The organism is Leifsonia sp. McL0627 (genome assembly GCF_058244615.1).
Window position 1 is genome coordinate 1,175,564 of record NZ_JBZCGM010000003.1, and the last position, 25,202, is coordinate 1,200,765.

Genomic DNA, 25,202 nt, shown 5'->3' on the forward strand with positions numbered 1-25,202 from the left:
CACCGCGTACGCCTGAAGACTCGCGCCGCAAACTCGCATGCCCGTAAACGGCGAACGGCGCCGTGACCTGACCGAAGTCAGCTCACGGCGCCGTTCGCCGTTCCGCGGCTAGCCGCGGGTGCGTCGCCTGCGCTGCAGGAGCAGGAGTACTCCGCCGAGCACGAGCATCCCGCCCACGAGGACGATCAGCGTGGCAGCGATGTTCGATCCGGTCGCGGCGAGTCCGGTGTCCGGCTTGGTCTCCCCCGGCACGTCGAGCTCGACAGCGGCGGTCGATGCGCTGGACCGGACGTCGTCACCCTTCGGCGAGCGGCCGGAGGCCTCCGCCGTGTTGGTGAGCTTTCCGGTCGCGGCGTCGGCCGCCGTCACCGTGTACTCGGCCGTGCACGTCGTCTTCTCGCCGGTCGCCAGTTCTGTGACAGGGCAGTCGATGGCAGAGATCGTGCCGGTGCCGCTGAACGCGCCCTCGTCGACGGCGAGATTCTTCACCGTCACGTTGCCCGTGTTGACGATGACGAACGAGTACGTCACCACCTCGCCGACCGTGCCGGTCGTGCCGGGCTTCGCCGACTTCGTCAGTTCGAGACCGGGGGCTGCCGGGATCGCGACGCTCGCGGCGGACGCCTCCGACGTGACGGGGTCTCCACCGGCCGGCGGCGTGCCGGAGGCGCTGGCCGAGTTGGTCAGTTCTCCCGCGTCGACATCCGCTGCGGTGGCCGTGTACTCGGCCGTGCAGGTGACGGAGTCACCGGCGGCGAGCGACGCCAGATCCGGGCACTGGATGCTCGGAGCCGTTCCCGTGCCGCTGAAGTCGCCCTCGTCGACCGTCAGGTCGGTGAGCGTGACGTTGCCGGTGTTCTTCACCACGAACGTGTACGTGATGACGTCGCCGATGGCGGACACGGTCGCCGGGCTGGCCGACTTGGTGAGCGAGATGCCCGGTTCCGCCGGGACGGTCAGCGTCACCGTGGATGGCTCGGACTCGACAGGGGCGCCACCCGCGGGAGGCAGCGCGGAGCCGGTCGCCGAGTTGGTCACCCAGCCGGTATCCGCGTCGGCGGCGGTCACGGTGTACGTGGCCGTGCAGTCGACGGACTCTCCCGGAGCGATGCTCGCACCGTCCGGGCACGTCGGCGCCGGCGCGGTGCCGGTGCCGCTGAACGCACCCTCGGTCACACTGACGCCGTGCATCGTCACATTGCCGGTGTTCGTCACCGTGTACGTGTACGTCACGGACTGGCCCTGGGCGGTGACGACCTCGTGGTCGACCTTCTTCACGAGCGTCATCGACGGCACAGCCGGGATGTCGACGACGTTCGCCGACGGCGGCGCGTCGACGCGCGGGGCGCCCGCCGGAGGCTGTCCGGAGGCGCTGGCCTGGTTGTCGACGTGTCCGCGGTCGGCATCCTGCTGCGTCACGACGTAGTCGGCCGTGCAGGTCAGCGACTCGCCGACGGCGAGCGACGACGCCGGGCAGTCGATCACGGGCGCGGTGCCGGTGCCGGAGAACGAGTCCTCCGTCACCAGCAGCCCGCTCAGCGTGGTGTTTCCGGTGTTCGTCACCAGGAACTGGTAGGAGACCGTGTCGCCGACTGTCGGCGTTCCCGGCAGAGCCGACTTCACGATCGTCATGGACGAGTCGGCGGCGACGGGCACCCGGACGGTCGAGTTCGGCGAGACCACGGACTGTCCGCCCGTGGACGTGCCGGTGGCGGCGGCGGTGCTGTCGATGCCGCCGGCGTCCACGTCGGCCTGGGTGAGCGTGTACGCGCCCGAGCAGTTGGTCTGATCGCCGGGCGCGAGCGTCGCCGGCCCTGCGCAGGTCACGGCCACCGGAGCGCCGGTTCCGGAGAACGAGCCCTCAGCGATCCCGACCCCGGAGACGGAGACGGTGCCGACGTTGGTGACCAGGAACGAGTATGTGATCGTCTCGCCCGCGTGGTCGGCGGTGAGCGGGCTCGCCGTCTTCAGCAGCGCGAGCGCCGCCAGAGGGTCGGCCTGCAGCACAGCAGTCGACGGTGGAGAATCGACCGTGGCTCCGTCGGCGTCGAGGCCGGAGGCCGTTGCCGTGTTGCTGACCTGTCCTGCGTCGATGTCGGCCTGGGTGACGGTGTACTCCGCTGTGCAGACGACGTGCTGACCGGGCAGCAGGGTGTTCGGCGCAGCCGGGCAGGCGGCGGTCGGCGCCGTTCCCGTTCCGGAGAATGCGCCCTCGGCGACGCCGACGTTGCGCACGCTGACGTTACCGGTGTTGGTGATGGTGAAGTCGTACGTCACGGTTGCGCCGGCGATGGTGGTCGTCGCGGGGGTGACGGTCTTCTTCATGGACAGCGACGGGTTCCGCACCGACGGCGACTGCGTCGTCGACGGAGGGGAGGTGATCCGTGCGCCCTGCGGCGGCGTGCCGGAGGCGGTCGCCGTGTTCAGGAGGACGCCGGAGTCGACATCTGCCTGCGTCGCCACGTAGTCCATCGTGCAGACCTCGGAGGCGCCGGGTGCGAGGGTGTCGCTGCCGGACGGGCAGGTGATCGGTCCAGGGGTTCCTGCGCCGGTGAACGCGGTCTCGTCGACAGCGACACCGCTGAGGGTGACGGTGCCGGTGTTGGTCACGACGAAGGAGTATTGGATGTTCTGCCCGGCCACGAGCATCCCGTCGACCAGGCTGGACGACTTGACGACCTCGATGCCTGGTGCAGCGGAGATGGACACGTCCGCCTGCGAAGACGGCGATGTGACGGGCGTGCCGGAGGCATTGCCGGTCGCGATGGCGACGTTGTGCACGCCTCCTCCGTTCACATCCGCCTGGGTCACGGTGTACGTCGCCACGCAGTCGATGCTGCTTCCTGGGGCGATCGCGATGTTCGGGCAGACCGCTGCCGGAACGGCCCCGGAACCTGTGAACGTCGTTTCGTCGATGGCGATGCCGTCGACGGGGACGTTGCCGGTGTTGGTGACGGTGAACCGGTAGTTCACGACAGACCCGGCGACCTGAACGGACGTCGGCGTCGCCGTCTTCACCATGGTGAGACTGGGAGCCGCCGTCATGACGGGCGTCTCCGTCGATGAAGTCCCCGAATTGACGACGGCCTCGGTGCTGCCCACGGGGCGACCGCTCGCGGAGGAGTTGTTGATCACCTTTCCTGCCGTGGCGTCCGCGGCCGTGATGACGTACGGGTTCGTGGCGGTGCAGGTGATGCTCGCGCCGGACAGCAGCGGGCCCGCCGGGCAGGTCACGGCGCCGATCAGCGGGTCGGTCACCTGGAAGCGGTCGAGCGGGAGGTCGCCGGAGTTCGTCAGGGTGAAGGTGAACGGGATGGTGTCTCCCGCGTCGACGATGCCGTTCTTGTTGACGTCCGTCGGAGTCCCTGCGTGCTTCTGCAGAATCAGGCCGGTGGCTCTCGCGGAGTTCGTGATCGTGCAGTCGACGAAGTCGCCGACATCGAGGAGGACCTTCGCGCTCGTGCCTGCAGGTCCGCTCGGCAGCGTCGGATCAGGATCACTGTTCCTCGTGCACGCCCAGTTCGGTGTGTACCTGCTCGCTGTGCTGCCGGTGCTTGACTCCTGCAGGGTGAACACATCCGTCGGTGCGCTCGCGATGGCGATGACGCCCGTCGTCGCCGACGCTGTCGTTCCGGTGTTCGCCGACCCCAGTTCGACGCCGGAGGGAGCGGTGACGGACACGCCGAACGCATCGGACGCGTCGACGCGCGAGTCGACCTTCTTGGTGAGCTGGGCGAACGACATCAGCACGGCGAAGGCAGCGCCCTGGCGCGAGGGGCCATCGAGGGTCATGGTCATCGACTTCGCGCCGTCGGCCGCGATCATCGGAGCGCCCGTTCGCACTTTGGCTGCCGCGGAACTGCAGTTCACCGTGGTCGTCCCTGCTCCGCTGAACCCGCTGTCGCAGGCGTTGCCGATCGGACCGATGGCTCGCGCCGGCTTGTCGAACTTCCAGGTCAGGGACTCCTGGAAGTCCGTCGCTTCAGCGTCGATGCCGGCGAGGGCGTATGACTCGACGGTCGCACCGCTGCGATCGCGGGCCACGACATTGCTGATGATCATGGACGTGTCGCGCGGGATCGACGGAGTCTTCGTGACCTGGTAGTACGCCGCCTGGCCCGCAATCCCGGTGTAGAAGCCGTTGTTGCCGAAGAACGCACCCGAGTATGTCGGCAGCGTGGTCGGGGTGGCTTCGCGGCCGGTCGTGCGGACGTTGTAGTCGAAGGTGTAGTTGCCGCCTGGCACTTCCAGCCGCATGTCCTGGCCAGCAGGCGTCGAGGCTTGCGCCGGGTTGATCACCGACAGGTCGAGCACGCACAGGGTCTTCGCGAACTCACCGGTGCCGGGGTTGGCGAAGCTGCAGGTCTGGATGGTGGCCGCCTGGGCGGCACCGATCGGCATGACCACGAAAGCCACAACGGCGAGCAGCATCGCGAGCGAAGCGGCGACGATGCCTCGCACCACACGCGATTGCCGCGCTCTGGCGCGACCGAGGAGTGCGACCGTGCGCACAGGGAGGTGTTTCATACCGCGATTTCCCAATCGTTCAGGGTGTCATCGACGAGCAGCGGCCAGCGCTGTTCATCGCAATATCCCGCACATTACACACCTCATGTCATGAACAAAATGACTGCATTGGTGGAACAACGGGGCGTTGTCACCGGATGACAAAGGTTTGCGGAATACTTGGTAGCCGTTCGACACATCCGCAGAGCGGAAGATTGGCAGACTGGAACTCGTGATCGTCATCGTGTGCCCTGGGCAGGGCTCCCAAACCCCTGGCTTCCTCGACCCCTGGCTCACCGAGTCATCGTTCAGGGATCAGCTCACCGGCATCTCCGACGCGGTCGGCATCGACCTCGTCGCCCACGGCACCGTCAGCGACGCGGACACCATCCGCGACACCGCGGTCGCCCAGCCCCTCATCGTCTCGGCCGGGCTCCTCACGCTCTCCGCCCTCCTCGCGGACGGCCGCCGCGACCGCATCGGCGGCATCGCGGGCCACTCGGTCGGCGAACTGACCGCCGCGGCGGGAGCGGGCGTCCTGAGCGAGACCGACGCCGTCGCCTTCGTGCGCGAGCGGGGAACGGCGATGGCAGCCGCCGCAGCGCAGACGCCCACCGGAATGAGCGCCGTCCTCGGAGCCGACGAGAGCGAGCTGCTTGCGAAACTCGATGAGCTCGGCCTCTCCCCCGCCAACTACAACGGCGCGGGCCAGATCGTCGTCGCCGGGGCACTGGATGCGCTCGCCGCGCTCTCCGAGAACCCTCCGGCCCGCGCCAGGGTCATCCCCCTGCAGGTCGCCGGCGCCTTCCACACCCGATACATGGCTCCCGCCGTCCCTGCCCTGGAGGCGTTCGCCTCCACGCTCACCACCTCTGACCCGACGGTGCCGCTGTGGACCAACAAAGACGGCTCGCTCGTCGAGTCCGGCGCCGAGTTCCTCCGTCTCCTGGTCGGCCAGGTCTCCTCCCCCGTGCGCTGGGACCTCTGCATGGAGTCGTTCCAGGCGGCCGGCGTGACGGGTATCGTCGAGGTGGCCCCGGCCGGCGCTCTCGTCGGCCTGGCCAAGCGTGGACTGAAGGGCATCCCGAGCGTCGCCATCAAGACGCCGGACGACCTGCCCGCCGCGTTCGAGCTCATCGACCAGGCCGCCTAGGAGACAGCAGATGACCAAGCCAACCCTGCAGCAGGCCCACGGCCCGCAGTACACCCGCATCCTGTCGATCGGCGCCGCCCGCGGCGACCTCGTCGTGCCGAACGACGACCTCGTCGGCCCGATCAACTCCTCCGACGAGTGGATCAGGCAGCGCACCGGCATCGTGACACGCACAAGGGCGAGCCACGACGTGCTCGCCGTCGACCTCGCCACCGAGGCGTCGAACGAAGCGATCGCCGCATCCGGTGTCGACCCGGCGCTCATCGACCTGGTCATCGTCGCCACCATCAGCAACTCGCGCCAGACCCCGTCCCTCGCCGCCGTGCTCGCCGACCGGGTGGGCGCCAACCCGGCTGCCGCATACGACATGAACGCCGCCTGCGCCGGATACGCGTACGCCGTCGCTCAGGCCGACGCCCTGATCCGCACCGGCGTCGCCCACTACGCACTCGTCGTCGGAGCAGAGAAGCTCTCCGACGTCGTCGACCCGACCGACCGCACCATCTCGTTCCTGCTCGGAGACGGAGCAGGCGCCGTGGTCATCGGGCCGAGCGAGTACCCCGGCATCTCCAAGACCATCTGGGGCTCGGACGGCTCGAAGGCCGACGCCGTCGGCATGGACGGCACACTGACCGAGTTCCGCGACGGCGAGACGCCGTGGCCGACCCTCCGCCAGGAGGGCCAGACCGTCTTCCGCTGGGCGGTCTGGGAGATGGCCAAGGTCGCTAAGCAGGCACTGGATGCGGCAGGCGTCACCCCCGACCAGCTCGCCGCCTTCATCCCTCACCAGGCGAACATGCGCATCGTCGACGAGTTCGCCAAGCAGCTCAAGCTGCCGGACACCGTCGCCATCGCGCGTGACATCGAGACGACCGGGAACACCTCGGCGGCTTCCATCCCATTGGCGACTCACCGGCTGCTGCAGGAGAATCCTGAGCTGTCCGGCGGGCTGGCACTCCAGATCGGCTTCGGCGCAGGACTCGTGTTCGGCGCACAGGTCGTCGTGCTGCCCTAAACTGTTCAACGGTCAAAACGACACCCCTCAAGGAGATAACACCATGGCATTGTCCACCGAAGAAGTTCTCGCCGGCCTGGCCGAGCTCATCAACGACGAGACCGGCATCGCGACCGACACTGTCGAGCTGGGCAAGTCGTTCACCGACGACCTGGACATCGACTCCATCTCGATGATGACCATCGTGGTCAACGCCGAGGACAAGTTCGACGTCAAGATCCCGGACGAAGAGGTCAAGAACCTGAAGACCGTCGGCGACGCCGTCGAGTTCATCGTCAAGGCTCAGGCCTAGTACCCCGCACGAGAAACGTCCCTCGCGGTCGGGACCGGCTCGGCACCACCGATGTCCGGTCCCCCGCGGTTGGCCGCGCCATGAGCGCGCGCCGTGTTCCATCTACGGAGAGTTGCCGTTATGACCAAAAAGATCGTCGTCACCGGCGTCGGCGCAGCGTCGCCGCTCGGTGGCACCGCCGCCGACACCTGGAAGGCGCTGCTCGCCGGCGAGTCCGGTGCGAGCACCATCGAGAAGGAGTGGGTCTCCGAGCTCGCCCTCCCCGTCACCTTCGCCGCACAGGCCAGGGTCGACGCGACCTCGGTGCTCGAGCGGCACGAGGTGAAGCGCCTCGACCCGTCCAGCCAGTTCGCTCTGATCGCCGGGCGTGAGGCATACGCAGACGCCGGCTCCCCCGAGGTCGAGCCCGAGCGGCTCGCCGTCGACTGGGCCACCGGCATCGGCGGCGTCTGGACCCTGATCGACGCCTGGGACACGCTGCGTGAGCGCGGCCCGCGCCGCGTCATGCCGATGACCGTCCCGATGCTCATGCCGAACGGCCCTGGAGCCGCGATCGGCATGGACCTCCACGCCCGCGCCGGCATCCGCACCGTCGTCTCCGCCTGCGCGTCCTCCACGGAGTCCATCGCCAACGCATACGACCACCTGCAGCAGGGTCTCGCCGACGTCGTCATCGCCGGAGGCTCGGAGGCGGCCATCCACCCGCTGCCGATCGCGTCCTTCGCCGCCATGCAGGCGCTGTCCAAGCGCAACGACGACCCGGCCACCGCCTCCCGGCCGTACGACGTCACCCGCGACGGCTTCGTGCTCGGTGAGGGTGCAGCAGCGCTCGTCCTCGAGACCGAGGAGCACGCCAAGGCCCGCGGTGCGAAGATCTACGCCGAACTGGTCGGCGGTTCCGTCACCAGCGACGCGTACCACATCACCGCCCCGGACCCGGAGGGTTCGGCGGCCGCCCGCGCGATGATCGCCGCGGTCGAGGGAGCGGGGGCATCGCTCTCCGACGTCGCCCACATCAACGCGCACGCCACGAGCACGCCGGTCGGCGACATCGCCGAATACAACGCCCTGCGCCGCGTCTTCGGCGACCTGCTCGACGGCATCCCGGTATCGGCGACCAAGGCGTCCACCGGTCACCTGCTCGGTGGCGCCGGTGCGATCGAGGCGTTCTTCACCGTCATGTCGCTGCACGAGCGCGTCGCACCGCCGACCATCAACATCACCGAGATGGACCCGGAGATCCCGCTCGACGTCGTCCGGACGCCGCGCGCGCTCGGAGACGGCGACCTGCTCGCGATCAGCAACTCGTTCGGCTTCGGCGGTCACAACGCCGTCGTGGCGTTCCGCTCGGTCTGACCGGCACCACGGTCCGCACGCACGAAGGCCCCGCCCACCAGCACTCTGCTGGATGGTCGGGGCCTGTCGCGTTTCACCGCGTGCGGGCGGCAGCGCATGATGCCTGGGCCGGCCCGCCGCGGGAGTCCACGGCCTGACTGTGCGGCCGGTCAGCCCACCTTGTGCAGCCAGACCACGCTGGTCTCGTCACTGGCGTGGCGGAACGGTTCGAGTTCGTCGTCCCACGCCTGGCCGAGTGCCAGTCGCAGCTCGCGGTGCAGTTCGCGGGCGTTCGCCCCGGCGATCTCCATCGCGTACCGCACCCTGTCCTCCGGAATGACCATGTTGCCCGCCGTGTCCGTCTGGGCGAAGAAGATCCCGAGGTCGGGGGTGTGCATCCATCGGCCGCCGTCGCTGCCGAGGCCCGCGTCTTCCGTGACCTCGTAACGCAGGTGCTCCCAGCCGCGCAGAGCGGAGGCGATAGCGGCTCCGGTGCCCTGGGGTCCCTCCCAGAAGTACTCGGTGCGCTGGGCGCCCTTGAGGACCGGCTGCGACTCCCAGGTGAAGTTCACGGCGCGACCGATGGCGCGTCCCGCGGCCCACTCGATGTGGGGGCAGAGCGCGCCAGGAGAAGAGTGCACGTAGAGCACTCCTCGACTTGCGTGTGCCGCCATGATGTCCTCCGTTCGATTGGATGCGTCTTCCCCAACGACCAATCGGCGGAACTTCACCGGCACAGTATGAAATTGCGGCAACCGTACGGCTGCTCTTGTGAATTATGCCGTAGAACCACCGCATGTCACAAGATTGCAACGGTTTCGATGCCGGCGCGGCGTGCGAAGGAATAGCATACTGAGTATGTCGGTTCAGAATGGTTTTCTCGCTCTGCTCACGCAGGGCGCCGCCTACGGCTCGCAGTTGCAGGGCGAGTTCCTCGCGCGGGCGGCTCACCGTCGCCAGCTCAACGCCGGCCAGGTGTACTCCACGCTCGACAGGATGGTCGACCAGGGCCTCGTGCAACCGGCGGGAACCACCGACGACGGACTGCCGCTTTACGCCCTCACCGCCGACGGCGCGGCGGCGGCCGAGGACTGGCTGACCGCAGGCCCCGTGGATGCGCGCCCGGACTGGGACGAGATGCAGGATCAGGTGCTCATCGCCGCGTCGCTCGGCGGCGCTGACGCCCCTGCTGTCGTCGCCGACTACCGCAGGGCGTTCGAGGAGAAGATCCGCGAGCTCACCCACGACGCGGACTCCCGTGCCGTCCTGGCCGCGAACCGCGCCGCCGAGCTGGGCGCCCGCGCGGCCATCGAGTGGCTCGACGAAGTTGCCTCCACCCTCACCGCGCATCCGGATGCGCTGCTCCAGCACCGCTCCCCCGAGCGCCCGCGCCGCGGCCGCCGCCCCGCAGAGACCCCCTGACCCCTGACCCCTGACCCCAGCAATCGAGTCGGACTTATGCACGCGACACGCCGGTCTGGGGCGTGCATAAGTCCTGACTCGATAGCTTCGGAGCTAGTGGAGGAGGGCGCCGGACTTGCTCAGGACGTTCTTCTCGCCGGCCTCGATGGGGACCGCGAAGCGGTTCTGCGCGGGAGGCAGCGGGCAGTTGAAGTTGTAGCTGAACGCGCAGGGCGGCAACACGGCGAGGTTGAAGTCGAGCGTCACCGTGCCGTCCGGGTTCGGGGCGACGAAGAGGAACCGGCCGACCGAGTATGTCGACTCGCCGTTGGTGCTGTCGGCGAAGACGAGCTGGAGAGCTCGTCCGGCCTTGAAGGCGGCGAGGTTGTACTTGACGCCGTCCTTGCTGAACGTGATCTCTCCCGGGATGACCTTCTCCCTGGTGCTCCCGTCGTCTTTGAGGTGCTCGAAGCCGACCGTCTTCCCGCCCTCGATCGGCGTGAACTGCGCCTGGATGATCCACTCGGGGTTGAAGTCGAACGCGTCGATCGAGCCGAACTGCTGGATCGCCTCCGAGTTGGAGTCCCAGACCCGCAGCGCGTAGTCGCCGTCCTCGCTCGCGATGACGAACCCGGTCACCGTGTCGCTGAACACGATCTCACTCGGGGTTGCGTCGTCTTTGCCGCGCACGATCGCCTCACCGTCGACGAGCACGCCGTCGACCACGATGCCGTCTTCGGCGGTCGCCACAACCTTCAGCCCGGACTGCCCCTTCGGCAGGGGCGCCCACAGGCCAGGGATGCCCCATACGGGCTGCGCGGCGGCCTCCGGGTCTCCGGTGATCCACTGCGTGTTCACGAGCGCCAGGTTGCCCTTCGGCGCCGTGACAGCCTGCTCGCGGCGTTGGCGGTACCTGGCCAGGATGTCGCGAGGGTCTGCTGGTGCGGTGGCGGTGTCTGTCATGGTCTCCATCCTCGGTCAGATCACCTTCGACAACCAACTCCGACACAGGTTCATTCCGGTGGCCGCGACGATGCGGCACCTGTGCGCGTCACTTCGCCTCCGCGTAGCTGTCGACGACCGCCGCCGTGACGGGGAACTCGACAGGAAATGCCCCGAACAGGAGGCGACCTGCGGCCTCTGCGGAGGCGACCACCGCCTCTGCCGCCTGGTGGGCGAGGTCGGCCGGAGCGTGCACGATCACCTCGTCGTGCAGGAAGTACACGAGGTGCGGGCTCTGCAACAGCGCACCGTCTCCTCCGAGCGCGGTGAGCCGTCTGCGCAGGTCGGCCATCCAGCACAGCGCCCACTCCGCCGCGCTCGCCTGCACCACGAAGTTGCGGGTGAATCTGCCCCAGTCGCGTGCCTGGCTGCGCGCCCGTCGTTCGTCGGCCTCCGTGGATTCCGGCGACGACGCCGCCGACTGGGTCGCTGACCAGCTGCCGCCCGGCCGCGGCGAGCTGCGTCCCAGCCGGGAGGTCACAGATTCGCCCCGCTCACCGGCGCGCGCCGCGTCCTCAACGAGCCGGATGGCGCGCGGGAACGCCCTGGTCAGCCGCGGCATCAGCCGGCCGCTCTCCCCCGTCGTCGCTCCGTACATCGCGCCGAGCATGGCCACCTTCGCCTGCGCACGTTCTTCCACGGCTCCGGACGCCACGATGCCTTCGTAGAGGTCTTTCCCGCGTCCGGCCGCCGCCATCGACTGGTCGGCAGCCAGTCCGGTCAGGATGCGCGGCTCGAGCTGGGCGGCGTCGGCCACCACGAGCTTCCAGCCCGGATCGGCGACCACCGCTCCGCGCACCTGCTTCGGCAGCTGCAGTGCCCCGCCGCCTCGCGTCGCCCAGCGGCCGGTGACGACGCCGCCCGGCACGTAGTCGGGGTGGAACCGGCCATCCTGGACCCAGGTGTCGAGCCAGGTCCAGCCGTTCGCGGTGAGCAGGCGGGACAGCTTCTTGTACCTCAGCAGCGGGGCGATGGCCGGGTGCTCGACCTCCCGCAGCTCCCACGATCGCGTCGAGGTCACCATGAGACCGGCGCGCTTGAGCGCCCTGAGGACATCGGGCGGGCTGTCCGGGTTGAGATCTGGGCTCTCCAGCTCCGAGCGGAGCTCGGCGGCGAGAACATCGAGCACGGCGGGCCGGCCGGAGGCCGGACGGGCGCCGAGCAGTTCGGTCAGCAGCGCGTCATGCCGTTCCGCGCTGTACGGCAGCCCGGCGAACCGCATCTCCGCGGCGATCAGCGCCCCGGCCGATTCCGCGGCGAGCAGCAGGCGCAGCCGGCCCGGCCCCGTGCTGTCCGCAACGGCGGCGCGCTGCGCCTGAAACTCCTCGAGCGCGGAGGGTGGCTGTTGTGCCTGGTGGTCGGCGAGATCGAACAGGGCGGTGTGGACGGCGGGCTGCTCTTCGGCGAAGGCGGGGGCCGCATCCCAGGGTCCGAGTGGGGCGGTGGCGAGCGCGGAGGAGGAGGACAGTGTCGACATCCGCAGGATGGTGTGGCTGAGCTGGAGGTCGTCGCAGCGTTCGACGCGCACCCCGGCGGCGAGCAGGGGCGGATACCAGCCGCGGGTGTCACTCCAGGCCCAGCGTGGGTGCGCGGGCTCCTCGCTCCGGACGAACGCGGCGAGGTCGGCACTCGGGATGGTCTGCTCCCCCACGACCAGGCCGTCCGTGTCGACTCTGGTCGCCAGGACGCTGCCGGGCGACGGCCGGTCGAGTACGAGGTGCACCCATCCATTCTGCCGCCGGCGGGCGACATTACCCGACGGGTCTTGCCACCATGGTTGAAGGTGAGGATAATTCACTCGACGACGATCCCAACCCGAAAGGCGATCGACGATGACCGCATATCTGCACGACAGTCAGGGCACCTGGATCGCGTTCCGCCCCGACGAGGGCGGACGCTTCCTTTTCAACCCGGACGGCGACTGGATCGGCTGGTTCCCCTGGAACGACGACGACGCCGTCACCCCGGACGGACACTACCTCGGCACCGTCGTCGGCGACCGCCTGCTCTGCGACACCGACCACCCGTTCCGCGGCACGCCCGACTACCCTGGCGCACCGCGATACCCCGGCCGGGCCAGCTATCCAGGAGCGGCGGCCTTTGTCAGCCTGCCCGTCGGCTATCAGGACGTCGCAGGCTCCGTGCTCTGGCCGCGCATCGCATCCTGAGCGTGGCCGGTCGTCGGTCGTCGGCCGGCGCGTCCGGTCAGTCGGACAGGCCGGCCAGACGCGCCCGCAGCTCCGGCCAGGAAGCCGCGAACCCCGGATGCAGCGGCAGCTCCGTCACGCCGCCGACCTCCACCCAGCGCAGCTCTATGCTCTCCGGGTCGGCCACCTGCGCCTCGAATGGATGAACGGCCTCCGCGACCACGGTGGTGTACGACCAGAACCCCAGGTCGAGCACACTCGTGAACAGCACGCTCACCGCCTCCGGAGGCACCGACGCCTCCTCGGCGGCCTCGCGCAGAGCGCCGTCCACAGCAGACTCCCCCTCGTGCCGCGCGCCGCCCGGGAGCCCCCAGGTTCCGCCGAAGTGGCTCCAGTCGGCACGGTGCTGCAACAGGATGCCGCGGCGGGTGTCGTGGATGAGCAGACCAGCAGCGCCGAACCGGCCCCAGAAGCGTTCGCCGTCCGGGCCCTCGACCCATGCGTCTCCACTGTTCACCCTTCCACGTTAGTCGTCGTGCAGGGTGCTCCCGTCACACGCAGTCACGGTTCTAGGGTGGGTACATGACCATTGAACGCCGGACCGCCTGATGCCCAAGGTCCGCAGCGCCGGGATTCTGCTCTACCGCAGGCGCGATGCCGTCGAGGTGTGGATCGCGCACATGGGCGGCCCGTTCTGGGCGCGCAAGGACGAGGGCGCGTGGTCCATCCCGAAGGGCATCGTCGAGGCCTCGGACGGCGAGGACGACCTTGCCACGGCGCGCCGGGAGTTCGCGGAGGAGATCGGCGTCGACGCCCCGGATGTCGAGTACACCCCACTCGGCGACTTCCCGCTCTCGTCCGGCAAGACCGTGACGGTGTTCGCGGCCGAGGCCGACGACTTCGCGCCGGAGACGGTGACGAGCAACGCGTTCGAGCTGGAGTGGCCGCCGCGCTCCGGCCGCATCCAGTCGTTCCCCGAGATCGACGAGGCCTGCTGGACCCCCGTCGATCGCGCGGGCACCCAGCTCACCAAGGGCCAGCGCCCCGTCCTCGACGCCCTGCTCGGCCACCTCGCCTAGCACCCCCTCCCGCGCGCCCGGCGAACCGAAGATGGCGACGTCAGCCGCGGAAGAAGTCGACGGCGCGACCCGACCAGAGCATGACGATGATGACAAGCGAGACGGCGGCGCTGATGGCGGCGCCGGGAAGCTGCGCGGGAAGCAGGATAGCGGTGTACACCGCCGACGCGATGGCGAGCAGCTGCACGAACGTCACCAGCGAACGAGCGAAGCTGCTCCCGCGCAGCAGGCCGCGCGCGACGGAGAACGTGACGAGCGCGAGGATGATCAGCACGACCCCGGTGACGATGACTCCTGTCGAACCGCCGAACTGGGCGCGCAGCGTCAGGTCGTTCTGCAGCACGAGAAGCCCGATACCGGCGATCAGGTCGAACAGCGCCTGGATCCAAGTCAGCACGGCGATGAAGGTGACCCTGGCGGGTCGTCGGGCAGCCACCGGGACGGCTCCTTTCGTCTGGATGCGAGCATACCGGGGTGCTGCTAGCCTGCGGAGCAGGGGGTATGGGGATGCGACGACTCACGATGCGGCGCGCTGCGCTGACGGGGCTGGCCGGACTGACGGCGATCGGGCTGGCTGCGTTGCTGACCGGGTGCGTCAGCGTGCCGTCGCCGTTCGACGGAGAACGTGACGCCGCCGACACGCTACCCGACGCCGTCACCCCATATACGGGCGGCGCGATCCCGGACACGTCCCGCTATCAGGGCGAGTCGGGTGGCCTCTCGCTCTACCTGTTGAAAGGCACCGACCCGTCGAGCGTCTGCCTGGCGTACACCGACGGAACGAAGGAACGCTCGGGCATGTCCTGCGGCGGCGGCGGATGGCTTGAGACGCAGGTGCCGGGCGGCCAGCACTTCCTGATCAAGCCGGGCGGTCTCGACGACGACCCGGGCATCGGCCAGACCGACGTCTCCCGGTACGTGCGCAGGCTGGCGTAGCCCGCAGGTCGATCAGCCGCCGACCAGCGGCTCCGGCGCGCGCAGGAACGCGAGCCCCAGGCCGGTGAGCAGCACACTCGCGATCATCCCGATCACCGGGGCCAGCCAGGCGCGCTGCCGACGCGCGCTGAACGAGAGCACCAACGCGGAGGTCGTGGCGATCAGCACAGGCAGGCACGCTCCGAGGACGGCGAGCTTCGGCGCCGGTCCCAGCCGGTACAGTTCGTCCCTGCCGATCTCCGGGCCGCCGACCGCGAGCGCGAGCGACAGGGCACCCATGGCCAGAACCAGCGCGAGCACGACGTGTGCACAGACCAGCGATGCGGCGATGAGGCCGGGCCTTCTGCGTAGGGAATCGGTCATCAGCACACCGTACGATTCCGGATCCTGGTGGCGCGTCCGTCCGCCGGATGAGATCGTCGCGTGCTCCCTGCCCGTCGCACCGGACAATGACCCCATAACTGGGGTACGGCTGAGTCCTCCAAAAGGAGGACAACGAGCAACTCGCGTCGTACTCTCGATATAGCTGAGTAAACCTCATTTTGGTTGCCGACAATGCGTCCCGATCGGGCGCGAAGGGGGCGAGCGCCGTGGTCTCTCACACCGCTCTTCATCATCCTCACCGCCACACGCACGCTCGCCATCACTGGTGGTTCGTCGCGGCGGCCGTGGTCGTCGTCACCGTTGCCACGGCCGTCGTGGTGGTCTTGGGCGGCGGTGCGATCTACGCCGGCTCTGTCGCGTCCACGTTCGACACGCACGTCTCTCACATTCAGCGCGCCTTCCCTGCTCCCGCCACCCGCCCTGCGGCGACCAGAACGGGAGCGATGAACATCCTGCTACTGGGATCCGACTCGCGTGGCGCGCCGACGAGTGTCGGGACGACCGGCGTCTCTGATCAGCGGGCGGACACGATGATGCTCGTGCACATCGACGCCGACCGCAAGAACGTCTACGTGATGTCCATCATGCGCGACCTGTGGGTGCCGATCCCCGACAACGGGACGGCGAAGATCAACGCCGCGCTGGCATGGGGTGGCACTCCGCTCGTGGTCCAGACGGTCGAGCACCTCCTCGGAACCCGCATCGACCATGTCGCGATCATCGACTTCGCCGGCCTGAAAGCCATGACGAACGCGATCGGCGGGGTCGATGTCGACAGCCCGGTCGCCTTCACCACCGTGAAGTCCCCGCACTACACCTTCGTCAAGGGGATCAACCACCTCGACGGCGACCAGGCGCTCGCGTTCGCGCGGGAGCGGTACGCCTTCGCGACGGCGGACTACCAGCGTGTGGCAGACCAGCAGGCCCTCATGCGGGCGTTCGGCTCGAAACTATTGAGTTTCTCGCTCCTCGCCGACCCCGCAAAGCTCACCGCCTTCGCAGCGGCCACAGGCTCCACCGTCAGTGTCGATCAGGGCTTCGACTTGCAGACGATGCTCGGGCTGGCTGCCAGCATGCGACTGTCTGGCCTGTCGAGCATCCACACGTTCACCCTCCCGACCGCCGGGACCGGGACATCGGCGGACGGCCAGTCCATCGTGAACGTTGACCCTGCGGCGCTCGCGCGTCTTCGAACGGACCTCGCGAACGACGCCCTGTCCACCTTCGCCGGCTAGCGCGACGCGAACCGGCGTTCCTCGACCGGGTTCCAACCCTCTGAGGTGCGTCCGGTGACGCGGAGTCTGCGTCACCGATTCCGCGTCAGTGATCGTAGGGCGGACGGGACTTGAACCCGTGACCGGCGGATTATGAGTCCGATGCTCTAACCAGCTGAGCTACCGCCCCGTGTGCCTCGTCAGTCTGCGCGCGGCACCGGCGGGGCCGCGTCCGTCACCGGGTCGGCCACCGGTTCACCACGATACAGGCTTTCGAAGGTACTGATCGTGGTCTGGATATCGTGGGCGGCGACGATGCGCAGCGACGCGTTCTTGAGCACGTCGAGTTCGTCCTGCGGCAGGGTGAGGACGTGCTGGAGGCGGTCGGCGAGGTTCTGCGCGTTGCCCGGCTCGAAGAGGTAGCCGTTGTCGCCGTCGTGCACGAGGTGCGGGAGCGCCATCGCGTTCGCGGCGACGACCGGCAGCGCGGAGGCCATAGCCTCCATCGTGGCGATCGACTGCAGTTCGGCGATCGACGGCATCGCGAACACCGTGGCGCGCGTGTACGCCTCGCGCAGCTGCTCGTCGGTGACGTAGCCGGCGAAAGTGACGCGGTCGGCGATGCCGAGCTGGTCGGCCATCGACTGGAGGTTCTTCAGCTGGTCGCCGCCTCCGACGATCTCGAGCTTCGCATCCAGGTCGGCCGGCAGCAGCGAGACCGCCTTCAGCAGCACATCGATCTGCTTCTCGCCGGTCACCCGGCCGACGAACAGGATGTGGTTGCCGGTGCGCGGGGTGAAGTCTGGCGTGTAGTTGTGGGCTTCGATGCCGCACGAGATGGCGTGCACGTTGTGCAGGCCGGTGTACTTCTCCAGGAACTGCGCCGCCTTCGCGGTCGGCGTCGTCACGGCTTCCGCCCGCCCGAAGGTGCGGCGGGCCGCCTTCCAGGCGAGGCCGATCGCGTAGTCCTGGATGAACCGAGGGAGGAGTGTGAACTCCAGCATGTTCTCCGGCATGAAGTGGTTGGTGCCGATGATCCGGATGCCGCGCTTCTGGGCCTCCTGCGACAGTCCGCGGCCGACGACGATGTGCGACTGGAAGTGCACGACGTCGGGCTTCACCTCGTCCAGGATGCGCGAGCTGTTCTGCTTGATCCGCCACGGGATGGCGAAGCGCAGCCAGTCGTGCGGGTACCAGCGCCAGCTGTAGAGACGATGGGCCGTCATCTTCTGGCCCTCGTGCTCTTCGATCCAGGTTCCGTGCTTGCGGCTCGCAGCCGGGGCGACGATGTGCACGTCGTGACCGCGGGAGACGAGCCCGGCGGCGAGGCGCTCGGCGAACCGCGCTGCCCCGTTGACGTCCGGTGCGAAGGTGTCAGCACCGATCAGGACCGTCAGCGGTTTCCTGCCTGTGTCGGACGGCCTGGCGGCCTGGACGGAGGGCTGGGCGGGCGTACTGCTCGGCTGTCCGCTCGTATCGGGCACGTGGTGAATCCCTACGGTAGTGGGCCGGGATGGTGAATCCGGCGACGGTCTTCGCTCGCCGATCGGGGCCCGACCGGCTGATTCAACGGCCTAGTCTAAGCCGGATTCGGCTGCTTTGTCGGCAACGGCGGCCGCCACCGGCGCGGCGGACGCAGCCTGCGGGTGGTGTCTCGCGAGCTGGAACACGCCGTAGATGGCCACAGCACCGGAGAGGACGAAGCCGACCATCGCCCACCAGGGCGCCCCGGCCGCCTCGTCGAGGATCACGATTCCGATGGTCACCGCGACCAGCGGGTCGACCACGGTGAGGCCAGCGATCACCAGGTCGGGAGGGCCGGACGAGTACGCGTTCTGCACGAAGTACGCACCCAGGATCGCGGCGGCGAGCAGGGCGATGATGCAGAGCACCAGAAGCCAGTCCCACTCCTGTCTGGACACGCGGTCGATGACCACCTTGGCGAGCGTCGCGACGAAACCGTAGAGCACGCCGGCGCCGATGATGTAGATGATCGCCTTGAACTTGGCGCGGAGGAAGTAGAACAGCGCCCCGAACGCGAGCAGCACGACAGCGAGGATGATCAGGATCTCCACGAGCGCCTGCGTCGTCACAGGCCGGTCGCGCGCGAACACGGCCGCGATCAGCACGAACGCACCGACACCGCTCACGCAGAGGCTCACCGCGATCACCGACCGGTGGTTGAGCTTCACCCCGCTGACCTTGGCGTTCAGGATGCTCGTGATGACGAGGCCGACGACGCCGAGCGGCTGCACCAGGATGAGCGGCGACAGTTTCAGGCTGACGAGCTGGAAGACGATGGCGAGACCGAGCAGCACCGTGCCGATCACCCACGACGGCCGGGCCAGGAGCAGGCCGAGCTGCCGCAGATTCAGTCCGGACTGCGCATCCTGGGTGTTGGCTTCGACCTTCGCAACACCGTGGTGCTGGAGCTGGGCTCCGACGGAGAGGAAGCACGCTCCGATGAGCGCGATCGGGATGCCCAGCAGCTGGCTCGGCTCATAGGCCAAGTCGAGTGCATCCATCAGTTCCGTACCCACCCCACGACCCTATCCAGTTTCACCCCGATATTCTTGCTGAATGGCCGTCCTTCCCATCCGGATCACCGGAGACCCCGTCCTGCACACGCCCGCCGCCCCTGTCACGGAGTTCGACGGCGCGCTGCGCACCCTCGTCGCGGACATGTTCGAGACGATGGATGCGGCACCCGGCGTCGGTCTCGCCGGCCCGCAGGTCGGTGTTCCGCTTCGCCTGTTCGTGTTCGGCTGGACGGACGACGAAGACGTGCTGCATAGGGGCGTCGCGATCAATCCGGTGCTCTGGATCAGCCCCACGAGCATCGACGAGCTCGACGAGGACGACGAGGCGGAGGGCTGCCTGTCGTTCCCCGGCGAGCGTTTCCCGCTGCGGCGCGCGCAGAGCGCCATCCTGCAGGCGGTCGACCTCGACGGCGAGGCGTTCGAGATCCGCGCGGACGGCTGGCTCGCTCGCATCTTCCAGCACGAGTTCGACCACCTGGACGGCGTGCTCTACGTCGACAGGCTCAGCCACCCGTACGGCAAGGCGGCGGCGAAGGTGCAGAAGAAGAGCAGCTGGGGCGTTCCAGGGCTCAGCTGGCTGCCGGGCCGCGACCACCTGGACGACTGAGCCGGGCGGACCGGCGGGCAGACCGGCGCGTGGACGGATCAGCGCCCGAGGTCGACCCCGTGCACCCCGTTGTGGAACTTCAGGGCGGGGAACACCACAGACAGTGAGAAACCGACACCCGGCACGGTGGAGGCGTTCAGCACTCCCCCGAACAGCGCCGCGCGTTCGCGCATCCCGGTGAGGCCGGCGCCGTCGTACGTCTCGGTGAGCGCCCGCAGGTCTTCGTCGATCGTGTACTGAGTCGCCTGGTCCACGGCGTCGCCGTCGAGCCCCGCCCTGCGCGCCGCCGACCGGATACCGTCGTCGTCGACGCTGACCTGCAGCCCATCGCCCGTCCAGGTGAAGGCGATCGCGACGGCCGTCCCTGGGCCTCCGTGCTTGAGCGCGTTCTCCAGGCTCGACTGCAGGATGCGGAACACTGCGAGCTCGGCGCCCTGCCGGAGCTCGAACCGCTCGCCGTTCTCGGTGAACGTCACGTCGAGCCCGGCGTCGCGCATCACCCGGAACAGGTCGCGGGCCGAGTGCAGGCTGGGCTGGGGCATCGCGGCACTCTCGCCGTCGCGCACGACGGTCTGGATGCGCCGCAGGTCGCCGAGCGCATCCCTGGCCGACGTCTCCAGGGCCGCGACGGAGCGGGCGGCGGCCTCCGGATCGGTGGCCGCCGCATAGCGGACGCCCTCCGCCTGCGACGCGAGACGCGACACCGACTGGATGGCCACATCGCCGAGTTCCCGCACGATGCGGAACCGGCCGGCCTGCTCGGCCAGCTCCAGTTCCCTGTCGATGCGGTCCCACTCGTTCTCCGCGCGCTGATCGCTCAGCCTGGAGTGCGCGCGGCGTGCGCGCAGCCAGAGGACGAGCAGGACGACGACGGCGACGAGGAGCACAGCTCCGACGATGGCGAGCACGAGCACCAGGCTCCTGGCCTCCGCCGCTGACAGAGCGTTCATGGCCTATCCTTCCGGCCGTGATGCGGTCTTCGGCCCGGACGATCATATCCGTCCGCCCGCCGCAGTGCGCCCGCGTCGCCGTCGTCGCCGTGTGTGGGCTAGGAGCCCTGCTGCCGGTTCGCGCGCAGTACTTCGAGCCTGGCGCGGTACTCGACCTCGTCGATGTCGCCCTGGGCGAAGCGCTCGGCGAGCGTCGCCTCAGCCGCACGGCTCGGGCCTCCGCGGTTCCAGCCTGGACCGTAGCCTGCGGCTGCCGCACGACGCCAGCGCCGCCCTGCGAAGACGAACAGGAGGACGAAGACGGCGATCCAGAACAGCGGGATGAGCAGGAACAGGAAGCCGAACCCTCCCGCCCACGGGCCCACCCAGTGGGCGGCGACGGTGGTCGCGGCGATGGTGCTGAGCATGATGATTCCAATCGTGACTGCGGTCCGCGTCGGATGCGAACCGTCACTGATCAGCCTCGCCGGAAGCGGCGGAAAGCGAATCCGCCTGCCGGAGTGAGTGTGCGTACTCCGTGGGGAGCAGCGACGGGGCGTGCCGCTACTGCCGGCCGTCCGGCTACTGCCAGCGATCCGGCTACTGCCACCCCGGCTGCACGAGACCGCACTCGTACGCGAGCACCACGAGGTGCACCCGGTCGCGCGCATCCAGTTTCTGCATGATGCGGGACACGTGCGTCTTGGCGGTGAGCGGACTCAGGTGGAGCCGCTCGCCGATCTCCCCGTTGCTGAGGCCGTGGCCGACGAGCGTGAGCACTTCGCGCTCCCGGTCGGTCAGGGCGTCGAGCGCAGCCGTCGGCGGCGCAGGGCGCAACCCGCCTGCGACCCGTTCGAGCAGTCTCCTGGTGACCCCGGGCGACAGCAGGGCGTCCCCGGCGGCCGCGACGCGCACCGCTCTGATCAGGTCGACGGGCTCGGTGTCCTTCACCAGGAAGCCGCTGGCGCCCGCTGTGATCGCCTGGGCGACGTACTCGTCGAGCTCGAACGTCGTCACGATCACGATGTGGGTGCCCGCGAGGTCAGGGTCGCCCACGATCTGCTCCGTGGCCCACAGGCCGTCGCCGTCCGGCATCCGGATGTCCATGAGCACGACGTCCGGGCGGAGCTGCGTCGCCAGCTCGACGGCGTCGCGGCCTGTCGCGGCCTCCCCGACCACGTCGATCCCGTCCTCCGCCTCCAGGAGCGCCCGGAAGCCCGCACGGACGAGATGCTGGTCGTCGGCCAGGAGCACCGTGATCACGTCGTGCCCACTGTCCTGATCGGGATGTGCGCGGTGACCGTCAGGCCGCCGTCCACCCCGGCGACGGCCTCGAACCGGCCGCCGAGCAGTTCCGCGCGCTCGCGCATCCCGAGCATCCCCTTGCCAGGTTCGTCATCGCCACCGGGAAGCCCTCTGCCGTCGTCGGAGACCGACACCACGTAGTCGCGGGCGTCCTGGCCGAGTGCAATGCGCACGGTGGTCGCCTGCGCGTGCCGCCCCACGTTCGTCAACGACTCCTGCACGATGCGGTAGACAGCCAGCTGGATGGCCGGAGCCGGGATGCTGCCCAGCGAGTTCTCGTACTGAACGTCGAGGCCGGCGCGCCGGTAGGTCTCCACCAGCACCGGGATGCGGTCGATGTCCGGTTCCGGGGCGCGCGCTGCACTGTCGCCGTCCGCCCGGAGGAAGCCGAGCACGCCGCGGACTTCTTCGAGGGCCTGTCCGCTCGTCGCCCTGATGGCCTCCAGGCTTTCCCTGGCCTTGTCGGGGCGGGAGTCGAACAGGTGCAGGCCGACCCCGGCCTGCACGCTGATCTGGGAGAGCGAGTGCGCCAGCACGTCGTGCAGTTCGCGTGCGATGCGCAGGCGTTCCGCCTCCGCGGCGGACTCGCGGCGCGCGGCGATCGTGCGCGACAGCTCCCGGTAACGGTCGCGTCTGTTGCGGATCGCCTCGCCGACGCCCACCAGCAGCAGCAGCACGAGCGCCACGATCAGCGGCCGGATGATGGCGGTCGGATACGCGCTCAGCAGGTAGGCGGCCAACGGTCCCAGGATCGCGAGCCCGGCGAGCGTCCACCAGGCCCACACCCGCGCGCCGCGCACGACCGCGCTCACCACGGCGAAGGCCAGCGGAACGACGGCGAACGGCGGGCCCGCGCTCACGGCGATGGCCGGGGCGCAGAGCAGGCCGATCACCGCGACGACGGGGCCGGGATGCTTCCGGGCGGCGAGGAGGACGAACGACGACGCGAACGCGACGAGCACGAAGACGAGCGAGAGCGCATCCCTGCGGGCGTCGTGGAAGGCGATGAACACGCCGGGCAGCTGAATGATCGCGGCCAGGATGACGGGGAACCAGCGCGCCGCCGGGGGCCTCGGGCGGTTGCTCCAGCCGCGTTCGGCGCGCGCGAGCCGCGCTTGCTCATCCGCGGTCCAGGCCATCCGTCCATGCTAACGAGCGGCCGGTCGCCCAACGACCGCCGCAGGGAGGTTCACGGCTACTCCCCCGGGAGTACTCACCCTGGGTCGCATAGCGAGCGTCGCAGGCTGGGTGTATGCCGGGGCGGACATATGCGCGCGGGAACGAAAGAACCCCCGAACTTCCGGGAAGTTCGGGGGTTAGACGCTCCCCGAGATGGACTCGAACCATCAACCTGCCGGTTAACAGCCGGCTGCTCTGCCAATTGAGCTATCGAGGAATGCTTGAATCAGCGTAGCTACTCTAGCAAGGAAAGTCCGCGGCACAAAAATCGGCCGTGACGCCCGCGCGCGTCGCCCGTCATCAGTAGCCTTCGGCCGGATCGACCACTCCCACGAAGCGGCCGTCGTCCAGAAACGCGTGCACATTCAACCGGATGCGCTCGGCGAGCAGGGGCGCCGTCATCTCCGGTGTGTCCGCCTGGTGCGGGGTGATGAGGCAGTTCGGCTCGTCCCAGAGCGGGTGCCCGTCCGGCAGAGGCTCCGGGTCGGTGACGTCGATCCCCGCGCCCGCGATGGCGCCGGAAGCGAGGGCTGTGACGAGCGCGTCACTGTCGACCAGGCCGCCGCGCGCGATGTTCACCAGGTAGGCGGTCTGCTTCATCGCTGCGAACTCGCGCGCGCCGAACAGGTGGCGCGTCCCTCCGGTGAGGGCGGCGGCGATGACAACGACGTCGGCGTCCGGGAGCACCTCGCCGAGCCGGTCGGCTGTGACCGTCCGGCTCGCACCCGCGACGGGCTCGGACGAGCGGCGGACGATGGTGATGTCCGTCCCGAACGGTTCGAGCAGGCGCATCAGCTCCAGCGCGATGCCACCCGCCCCGACGATGACCACGCGGAGCCCGTATAGCGAGCGTCCCTCCTGCTCCGTCGCCCACGACCGCGCGACGACGCGCTTCGGCAGCACGCGCAGTAAGGCCAGCGTGAGCGCGAGGGCGTGCTCGGCGACCGGCTGCGCGTATGCGCCCTTGGCGCTCGTCCAGAGCAGGCCCGGCCTGTCCTCAGCGGCGAGCACGTCGGCGAACGCGTCGACGCCCGCATACGGAAGCTGCACCCAGCCGATCTGCGGATGCGTTTCGAGCACGTCCGTCAGGCCACGCGCATCCCGATAGGTCAGCCAGACCAGTCCGCGCGTTTCGTTCGAGAGCGGTGCGACCTCGCCTCCCCCGGCGTGCACGGCGTCGACGAAAGTCTGCTCCGGCTCCGGCAGGATGGCGATCGGCCCGGGAGCGGGACGCCGGTCGGCCGGAAGCGCATCCGCCTCGACGGCGAGGACGGCGCGGTGCTGGCGGAAGGTGGCGTCACTGGCAGTGTTGTCGCTGACGGTCATCGGTTCGTCTCCGTGCGTCTCGGGCGCCGCTCGGTTCGGCGCTGCGGTGGTTTGAGTGCCTTCGCGAGCCCTTCGACGAAGGGATGCTGGGGGTTGGCGAGCACATCCTCGATCGGCCCGTAGCCGACGACGCGGCCGCCCTGAAGCACCATCGTGTTGTCGCTCGCCCTGCGCAGCACAGAGAGGTCGTGGCTGACGATGACGGCGGAGAAGCCTTCGTGGTCGCGGAGCTGCGCGAGGAGGTCGATGACCGCATCCCGCACTGTCGCGTCGATGCCGGCGGTCGGCTCGTCGGCGACGAGGACGGACGGGCCGAGCACGAGCGCCCTGGCGAGGGCGACCCGCTGGCGCTGGCCGGAGCTCAGCTCGTACGGGTACTTGTTCAGCACGCTGAGCGGCAGGTGCACGGTGTCGAGCAGCGTCGCCGCCCGCTCCCCCGCCGCACGCCTGCTGTAGTGCTCGTCGCGCTCGAAGATCGGCAGGGAGACGTTGTCGGAGATGGTCAGCGACGGTTCGAGGGTGTTCGCCGCATCCTGGGCCAGATAGCCGACGTGGAACGTCACCTCGGCGAGGTCGCGCTTCCGCGCCTTACGCAGCGACGTCCCGAGCACTGTTGCGTCGCCCCCGCTGATCCGCGGACCGGGCTCAGACGCCTTGAGCGGGAGGCCGCGGCCCGCGAGCACCGCCGCCAGCGTCGATTTGCCGGAGCCCGTCTCCCCGAGAACCCCGAGCACCTCCCCCGTCTCCACGTGGACGTTGATTCCACGGAGGGCGACGCAGGAGGCGCTCGGGCCCCGCGCTGGGTATTCGACGGACAGGTCGCTGACGACGATGGCGGGGTTGGAACTCACA

The 25,202-nt window shown here is 69.1% G+C and carries 25 protein-coding genes and 2 tRNA genes; 10 read left to right on the plus strand and 17 right to left on the minus strand.

The features are described from left to right. Positions 1-108: 108 nt before the first annotated feature. Positions 109-4,527, minus strand: coding sequence for a DUF7507 domain-containing protein (locus AC37TH_RS13890; RefSeq protein WP_490764927.1), 4,419 nt, complete (start codon positions 4,525-4,527; stop codon positions 109-111). Between the two features lie 211 nt (positions 4,528-4,738). Between AC37TH_RS13890 and AC37TH_RS13895 the strand changes: the two genes are divergently transcribed. From AC37TH_RS13895 to AC37TH_RS13910, 4 genes are all read left to right on the plus strand, one after another. Next, the gene (locus AC37TH_RS13895; RefSeq protein WP_490764928.1) at positions 4,739-5,659 is read left to right on the plus strand and encodes an ACP S-malonyltransferase; all 921 of its coding nucleotides are present in this window, start codon (positions 4,739-4,741) and stop codon (positions 5,657-5,659) included. A 10-nt stretch (positions 5,660-5,669) separates the two neighbouring features. Continuing rightward, positions 5,670-6,674, plus strand: a complete 1,005-nt coding sequence (locus AC37TH_RS13900) for a beta-ketoacyl-ACP synthase III (RefSeq protein ID WP_490764929.1) — start codon at positions 5,670-5,672, stop codon at positions 6,672-6,674. A gap of 43 nt (positions 6,675-6,717) precedes the next feature. Continuing rightward, positions 6,718-6,966: an acyl carrier protein gene (locus tag AC37TH_RS13905; RefSeq protein ID WP_055893767.1), complete on the plus strand. Its 249-nt coding sequence runs from the start codon at positions 6,718-6,720 to the stop codon at positions 6,964-6,966. Positions 6,967-7,086: 120 nt separating this feature from the next. Next, positions 7,087-8,322 carry a beta-ketoacyl-[acyl-carrier-protein] synthase family protein gene (locus AC37TH_RS13910; protein WP_490764930.1) on the plus strand — a complete coding sequence of 412 codons (1,236 nt, stop codon included), beginning with the start codon at positions 7,087-7,089 and terminating at the stop codon, positions 8,320-8,322. Between the two features lie 149 nt (positions 8,323-8,471). Here AC37TH_RS13910 and AC37TH_RS13915 read toward each other — a convergent pair whose 3' ends face one another. Then, positions 8,472-8,975: a DUF3145 domain-containing protein gene (locus tag AC37TH_RS13915; RefSeq protein ID WP_490764931.1), complete on the minus strand. Its 504-nt coding sequence runs from the start codon at positions 8,973-8,975 to the stop codon at positions 8,472-8,474. Between the two features lie 184 nt (positions 8,976-9,159). Here AC37TH_RS13915 and AC37TH_RS13920 point away from each other — a divergent pair, with 184 nt between their 5' ends. Further along, a complete protein-coding gene (locus tag AC37TH_RS13920) occupies positions 9,160-9,723 on the plus strand; it encodes a PadR family transcriptional regulator (protein WP_490764932.1) in 564 nt (187 codons plus the stop codon). Positions 9,724-9,816: 93 nt separating this feature from the next. Here the strand turns inward: AC37TH_RS13920 and AC37TH_RS13925 are convergent, their stop codons facing one another. Together AC37TH_RS13925 and AC37TH_RS13930 are read right to left on the minus strand one after the other, a co-directional pair. Beyond that, entirely contained in the window at positions 9,817-10,665 is an 849-nt protein-coding gene (locus tag AC37TH_RS13925) for a DUF1684 domain-containing protein (protein WP_490764933.1), read from the minus strand. 88 nt (positions 10,666-10,753) lie between these two features. Then, positions 10,754-12,427 (minus strand): bifunctional 3'-5' exonuclease/DNA polymerase, encoded by a 1,674-nt coding sequence (locus tag AC37TH_RS13930; protein ID WP_490764934.1) that lies wholly within the window; start codon positions 12,425-12,427, stop codon positions 10,754-10,756. Between the two features lie 109 nt (positions 12,428-12,536). On the opposite strand from AC37TH_RS13930, the gene AC37TH_RS13935 reads away from it, so the two are divergent. After that, entirely contained in the window at positions 12,537-12,872 is a 336-nt protein-coding gene (locus AC37TH_RS13935; protein ID WP_490764935.1) for a hypothetical protein, read from the plus strand. Positions 12,873-12,909: 37 nt separating this feature from the next. Here the strand turns inward: AC37TH_RS13935 and AC37TH_RS13940 are convergent, their stop codons facing one another. Then, entirely contained in the window at positions 12,910-13,368 is a 459-nt protein-coding gene (locus AC37TH_RS13940; RefSeq protein WP_490764936.1) for an NUDIX hydrolase, read from the minus strand. A 91-nt stretch (positions 13,369-13,459) separates the two neighbouring features. Here AC37TH_RS13940 and AC37TH_RS13945 point away from each other — a divergent pair, with 91 nt between their 5' ends. Beyond that, positions 13,460-13,930 carry an NUDIX hydrolase gene (locus tag AC37TH_RS13945; protein WP_490764937.1) on the plus strand — a complete coding sequence of 157 codons (471 nt, stop codon included), beginning with the start codon at positions 13,460-13,462 and terminating at the stop codon, positions 13,928-13,930. 40 nt (positions 13,931-13,970) lie between these two features. Here AC37TH_RS13945 and AC37TH_RS13950 read toward each other — a convergent pair whose 3' ends face one another. Then, a complete protein-coding gene (locus AC37TH_RS13950) occupies positions 13,971-14,366 on the minus strand; it encodes a hypothetical protein (RefSeq protein WP_490764938.1) in 396 nt (131 codons plus the stop codon). A 71-nt stretch (positions 14,367-14,437) separates the two neighbouring features. Between AC37TH_RS13950 and AC37TH_RS13955 the strand changes: the two genes are divergently transcribed. Further along, positions 14,438-14,866 carry a hypothetical protein gene (locus AC37TH_RS13955; protein ID WP_490764939.1) on the plus strand — a complete coding sequence of 143 codons (429 nt, stop codon included), beginning with the start codon at positions 14,438-14,440 and terminating at the stop codon, positions 14,864-14,866. A gap of 12 nt (positions 14,867-14,878) precedes the next feature. Here the strand turns inward: AC37TH_RS13955 and AC37TH_RS13960 are convergent, their stop codons facing one another. Next, entirely contained in the window at positions 14,879-15,229 is a 351-nt protein-coding gene (locus tag AC37TH_RS13960) for a hypothetical protein (protein WP_490764940.1), read from the minus strand. A gap of 227 nt (positions 15,230-15,456) precedes the next feature. Here AC37TH_RS13960 and AC37TH_RS13965 point away from each other — a divergent pair, with 227 nt between their 5' ends. Beyond that, on the plus strand, positions 15,457-16,485 hold the full coding sequence (locus AC37TH_RS13965) for an LCP family protein (protein WP_490764941.1): 1,029 nt from the start codon (positions 15,457-15,459) through the stop codon (positions 16,483-16,485). Positions 16,486-16,580: 95 nt separating this feature from the next. Here AC37TH_RS13965 and AC37TH_RS13970 read toward each other — a convergent pair. From AC37TH_RS13970 to AC37TH_RS13980, 3 genes are all read right to left on the minus strand, one after another. After that, positions 16,581-16,654 (minus strand) — tRNA-Ile (locus tag AC37TH_RS13970). 10 nt (positions 16,655-16,664) lie between these two features. Further along, positions 16,665-17,948 (minus strand): glycosyltransferase, encoded by a 1,284-nt coding sequence (locus AC37TH_RS13975; protein ID WP_490764942.1) that lies wholly within the window; start codon positions 17,946-17,948, stop codon positions 16,665-16,667. Between the two features lie 90 nt (positions 17,949-18,038). Then, positions 18,039-19,004, minus strand: coding sequence for a DMT family transporter (locus AC37TH_RS13980; RefSeq protein WP_490764943.1), 966 nt, complete (start codon positions 19,002-19,004; stop codon positions 18,039-18,041). Between the two features lie 40 nt (positions 19,005-19,044). Between AC37TH_RS13980 and def the strand changes: the two genes are divergently transcribed. Next, entirely contained in the window at positions 19,045-19,611 is a 567-nt protein-coding gene (gene def, locus AC37TH_RS13985) for a peptide deformylase (RefSeq protein WP_490764944.1), read from the plus strand. 38 nt (positions 19,612-19,649) lie between these two features. Here def and AC37TH_RS13990 read toward each other — a convergent pair whose 3' ends face one another. The 7 genes from AC37TH_RS13990 to AC37TH_RS14020 all read right to left on the minus strand — a co-directional run bounded on the left by AC37TH_RS13990 (position 19,650) and on the right by AC37TH_RS14020 (position 25,201). Next, positions 19,650-20,561, minus strand: a complete 912-nt coding sequence (locus AC37TH_RS13990) for a sensor histidine kinase (RefSeq protein ID WP_490764945.1) — start codon at positions 20,559-20,561, stop codon at positions 19,650-19,652. Between the two features lie 98 nt (positions 20,562-20,659). Next, positions 20,660-20,968, minus strand: coding sequence for an SHOCT domain-containing protein (locus AC37TH_RS13995; RefSeq protein ID WP_490764946.1), 309 nt, complete (start codon positions 20,966-20,968; stop codon positions 20,660-20,662). 172 nt (positions 20,969-21,140) lie between these two features. Further along, positions 21,141-21,803 (minus strand): response regulator, encoded by a 663-nt coding sequence (locus AC37TH_RS14000; RefSeq protein ID WP_490764947.1) that lies wholly within the window; start codon positions 21,801-21,803, stop codon positions 21,141-21,143. After that, a complete protein-coding gene (locus AC37TH_RS14005) occupies positions 21,800-22,984 on the minus strand; it encodes a sensor histidine kinase (RefSeq protein ID WP_490764948.1) in 1,185 nt (394 codons plus the stop codon). The genes AC37TH_RS14000 and AC37TH_RS14005 overlap by 4 nt, the downstream gene beginning before the upstream one ends. 184 nt (positions 22,985-23,168) lie before the next feature. Next, positions 23,169-23,241: transfer RNA gene (locus AC37TH_RS14010), tRNA-Asn, on the minus strand. Between the two features lie 83 nt (positions 23,242-23,324). Continuing rightward, positions 23,325-24,350: a D-isomer specific 2-hydroxyacid dehydrogenase family protein gene (locus AC37TH_RS14015; RefSeq protein WP_490764949.1), complete on the minus strand. Its 1,026-nt coding sequence runs from the start codon at positions 24,348-24,350 to the stop codon at positions 23,325-23,327. Continuing rightward, positions 24,347-25,201: an ATP-binding cassette domain-containing protein gene (locus tag AC37TH_RS14020; protein WP_490764950.1), complete on the minus strand. Its 855-nt coding sequence runs from the start codon at positions 25,199-25,201 to the stop codon at positions 24,347-24,349. The genes AC37TH_RS14015 and AC37TH_RS14020 overlap by 4 nt, the downstream gene beginning before the upstream one ends. Between the last annotated feature and the right edge of the window lies 1 nt (position 25,202).

Coding starts and splice junctions, on each gene's coding strand:
- AC37TH_RS13945 (WP_490764937.1), top strand. CDS start 13,460: ATGCCCAAGGTCCGCAGCGCCGGGATTCTGCTCTACCGCAGGCGCGAT.
- AC37TH_RS13915 (WP_490764931.1), bottom strand. CDS start 8,975: ATGGCGGCACACGCAAGTCGAGGAGTGCTCTACGTGCACTCTTCTCCT.
- AC37TH_RS13955 (WP_490764939.1), top strand. CDS start 14,438: ATGCGACGACTCACGATGCGGCGCGCTGCGCTGACGGGGCTGGCCGGA.
- AC37TH_RS14015 (WP_490764949.1), bottom strand. CDS start 24,350: ATGACCGTCAGCGACAACACTGCCAGTGACGCCACCTTCCGCCAGCAC.
- AC37TH_RS13925 (WP_490764933.1), bottom strand. CDS start 10,665: ATGACAGACACCGCCACCGCACCAGCAGACCCTCGCGACATCCTGGCC.
- AC37TH_RS13890 (WP_490764927.1), bottom strand. CDS start 4,527: ATGAAACACCTCCCTGTGCGCACGGTCGCACTCCTCGGTCGCGCCAGA.
- AC37TH_RS13910 (WP_490764930.1), top strand. CDS start 7,087: ATGACCAAAAAGATCGTCGTCACCGGCGTCGGCGCAGCGTCGCCGCTC.
- def (WP_490764944.1), top strand. CDS start 19,045: ATGGCCGTCCTTCCCATCCGGATCACCGGAGACCCCGTCCTGCACACG.
- AC37TH_RS13990 (WP_490764945.1), bottom strand. CDS start 20,561: ATGAACGCTCTGTCAGCGGCGGAGGCCAGGAGCCTGGTGCTCGTGCTC.
- AC37TH_RS14005 (WP_490764948.1), bottom strand. CDS start 22,984: ATGGCCTGGACCGCGGATGAGCAAGCGCGGCTCGCGCGCGCCGAACGC.
- AC37TH_RS13935 (WP_490764935.1), top strand. CDS start 12,537: ATGACCGCATATCTGCACGACAGTCAGGGCACCTGGATCGCGTTCCGC.
- AC37TH_RS13995 (WP_490764946.1), bottom strand. CDS start 20,968: ATGCTCAGCACCATCGCCGCGACCACCGTCGCCGCCCACTGGGTGGGC.
- AC37TH_RS13960 (WP_490764940.1), bottom strand. CDS start 15,229: ATGACCGATTCCCTACGCAGAAGGCCCGGCCTCATCGCCGCATCGCTG.
- AC37TH_RS13900 (WP_490764929.1), top strand. CDS start 5,670: ATGACCAAGCCAACCCTGCAGCAGGCCCACGGCCCGCAGTACACCCGC.
- AC37TH_RS13920 (WP_490764932.1), top strand. CDS start 9,160: ATGTCGGTTCAGAATGGTTTTCTCGCTCTGCTCACGCAGGGCGCCGCC.
- AC37TH_RS13905 (WP_055893767.1), top strand. CDS start 6,718: ATGGCATTGTCCACCGAAGAAGTTCTCGCCGGCCTGGCCGAGCTCATC.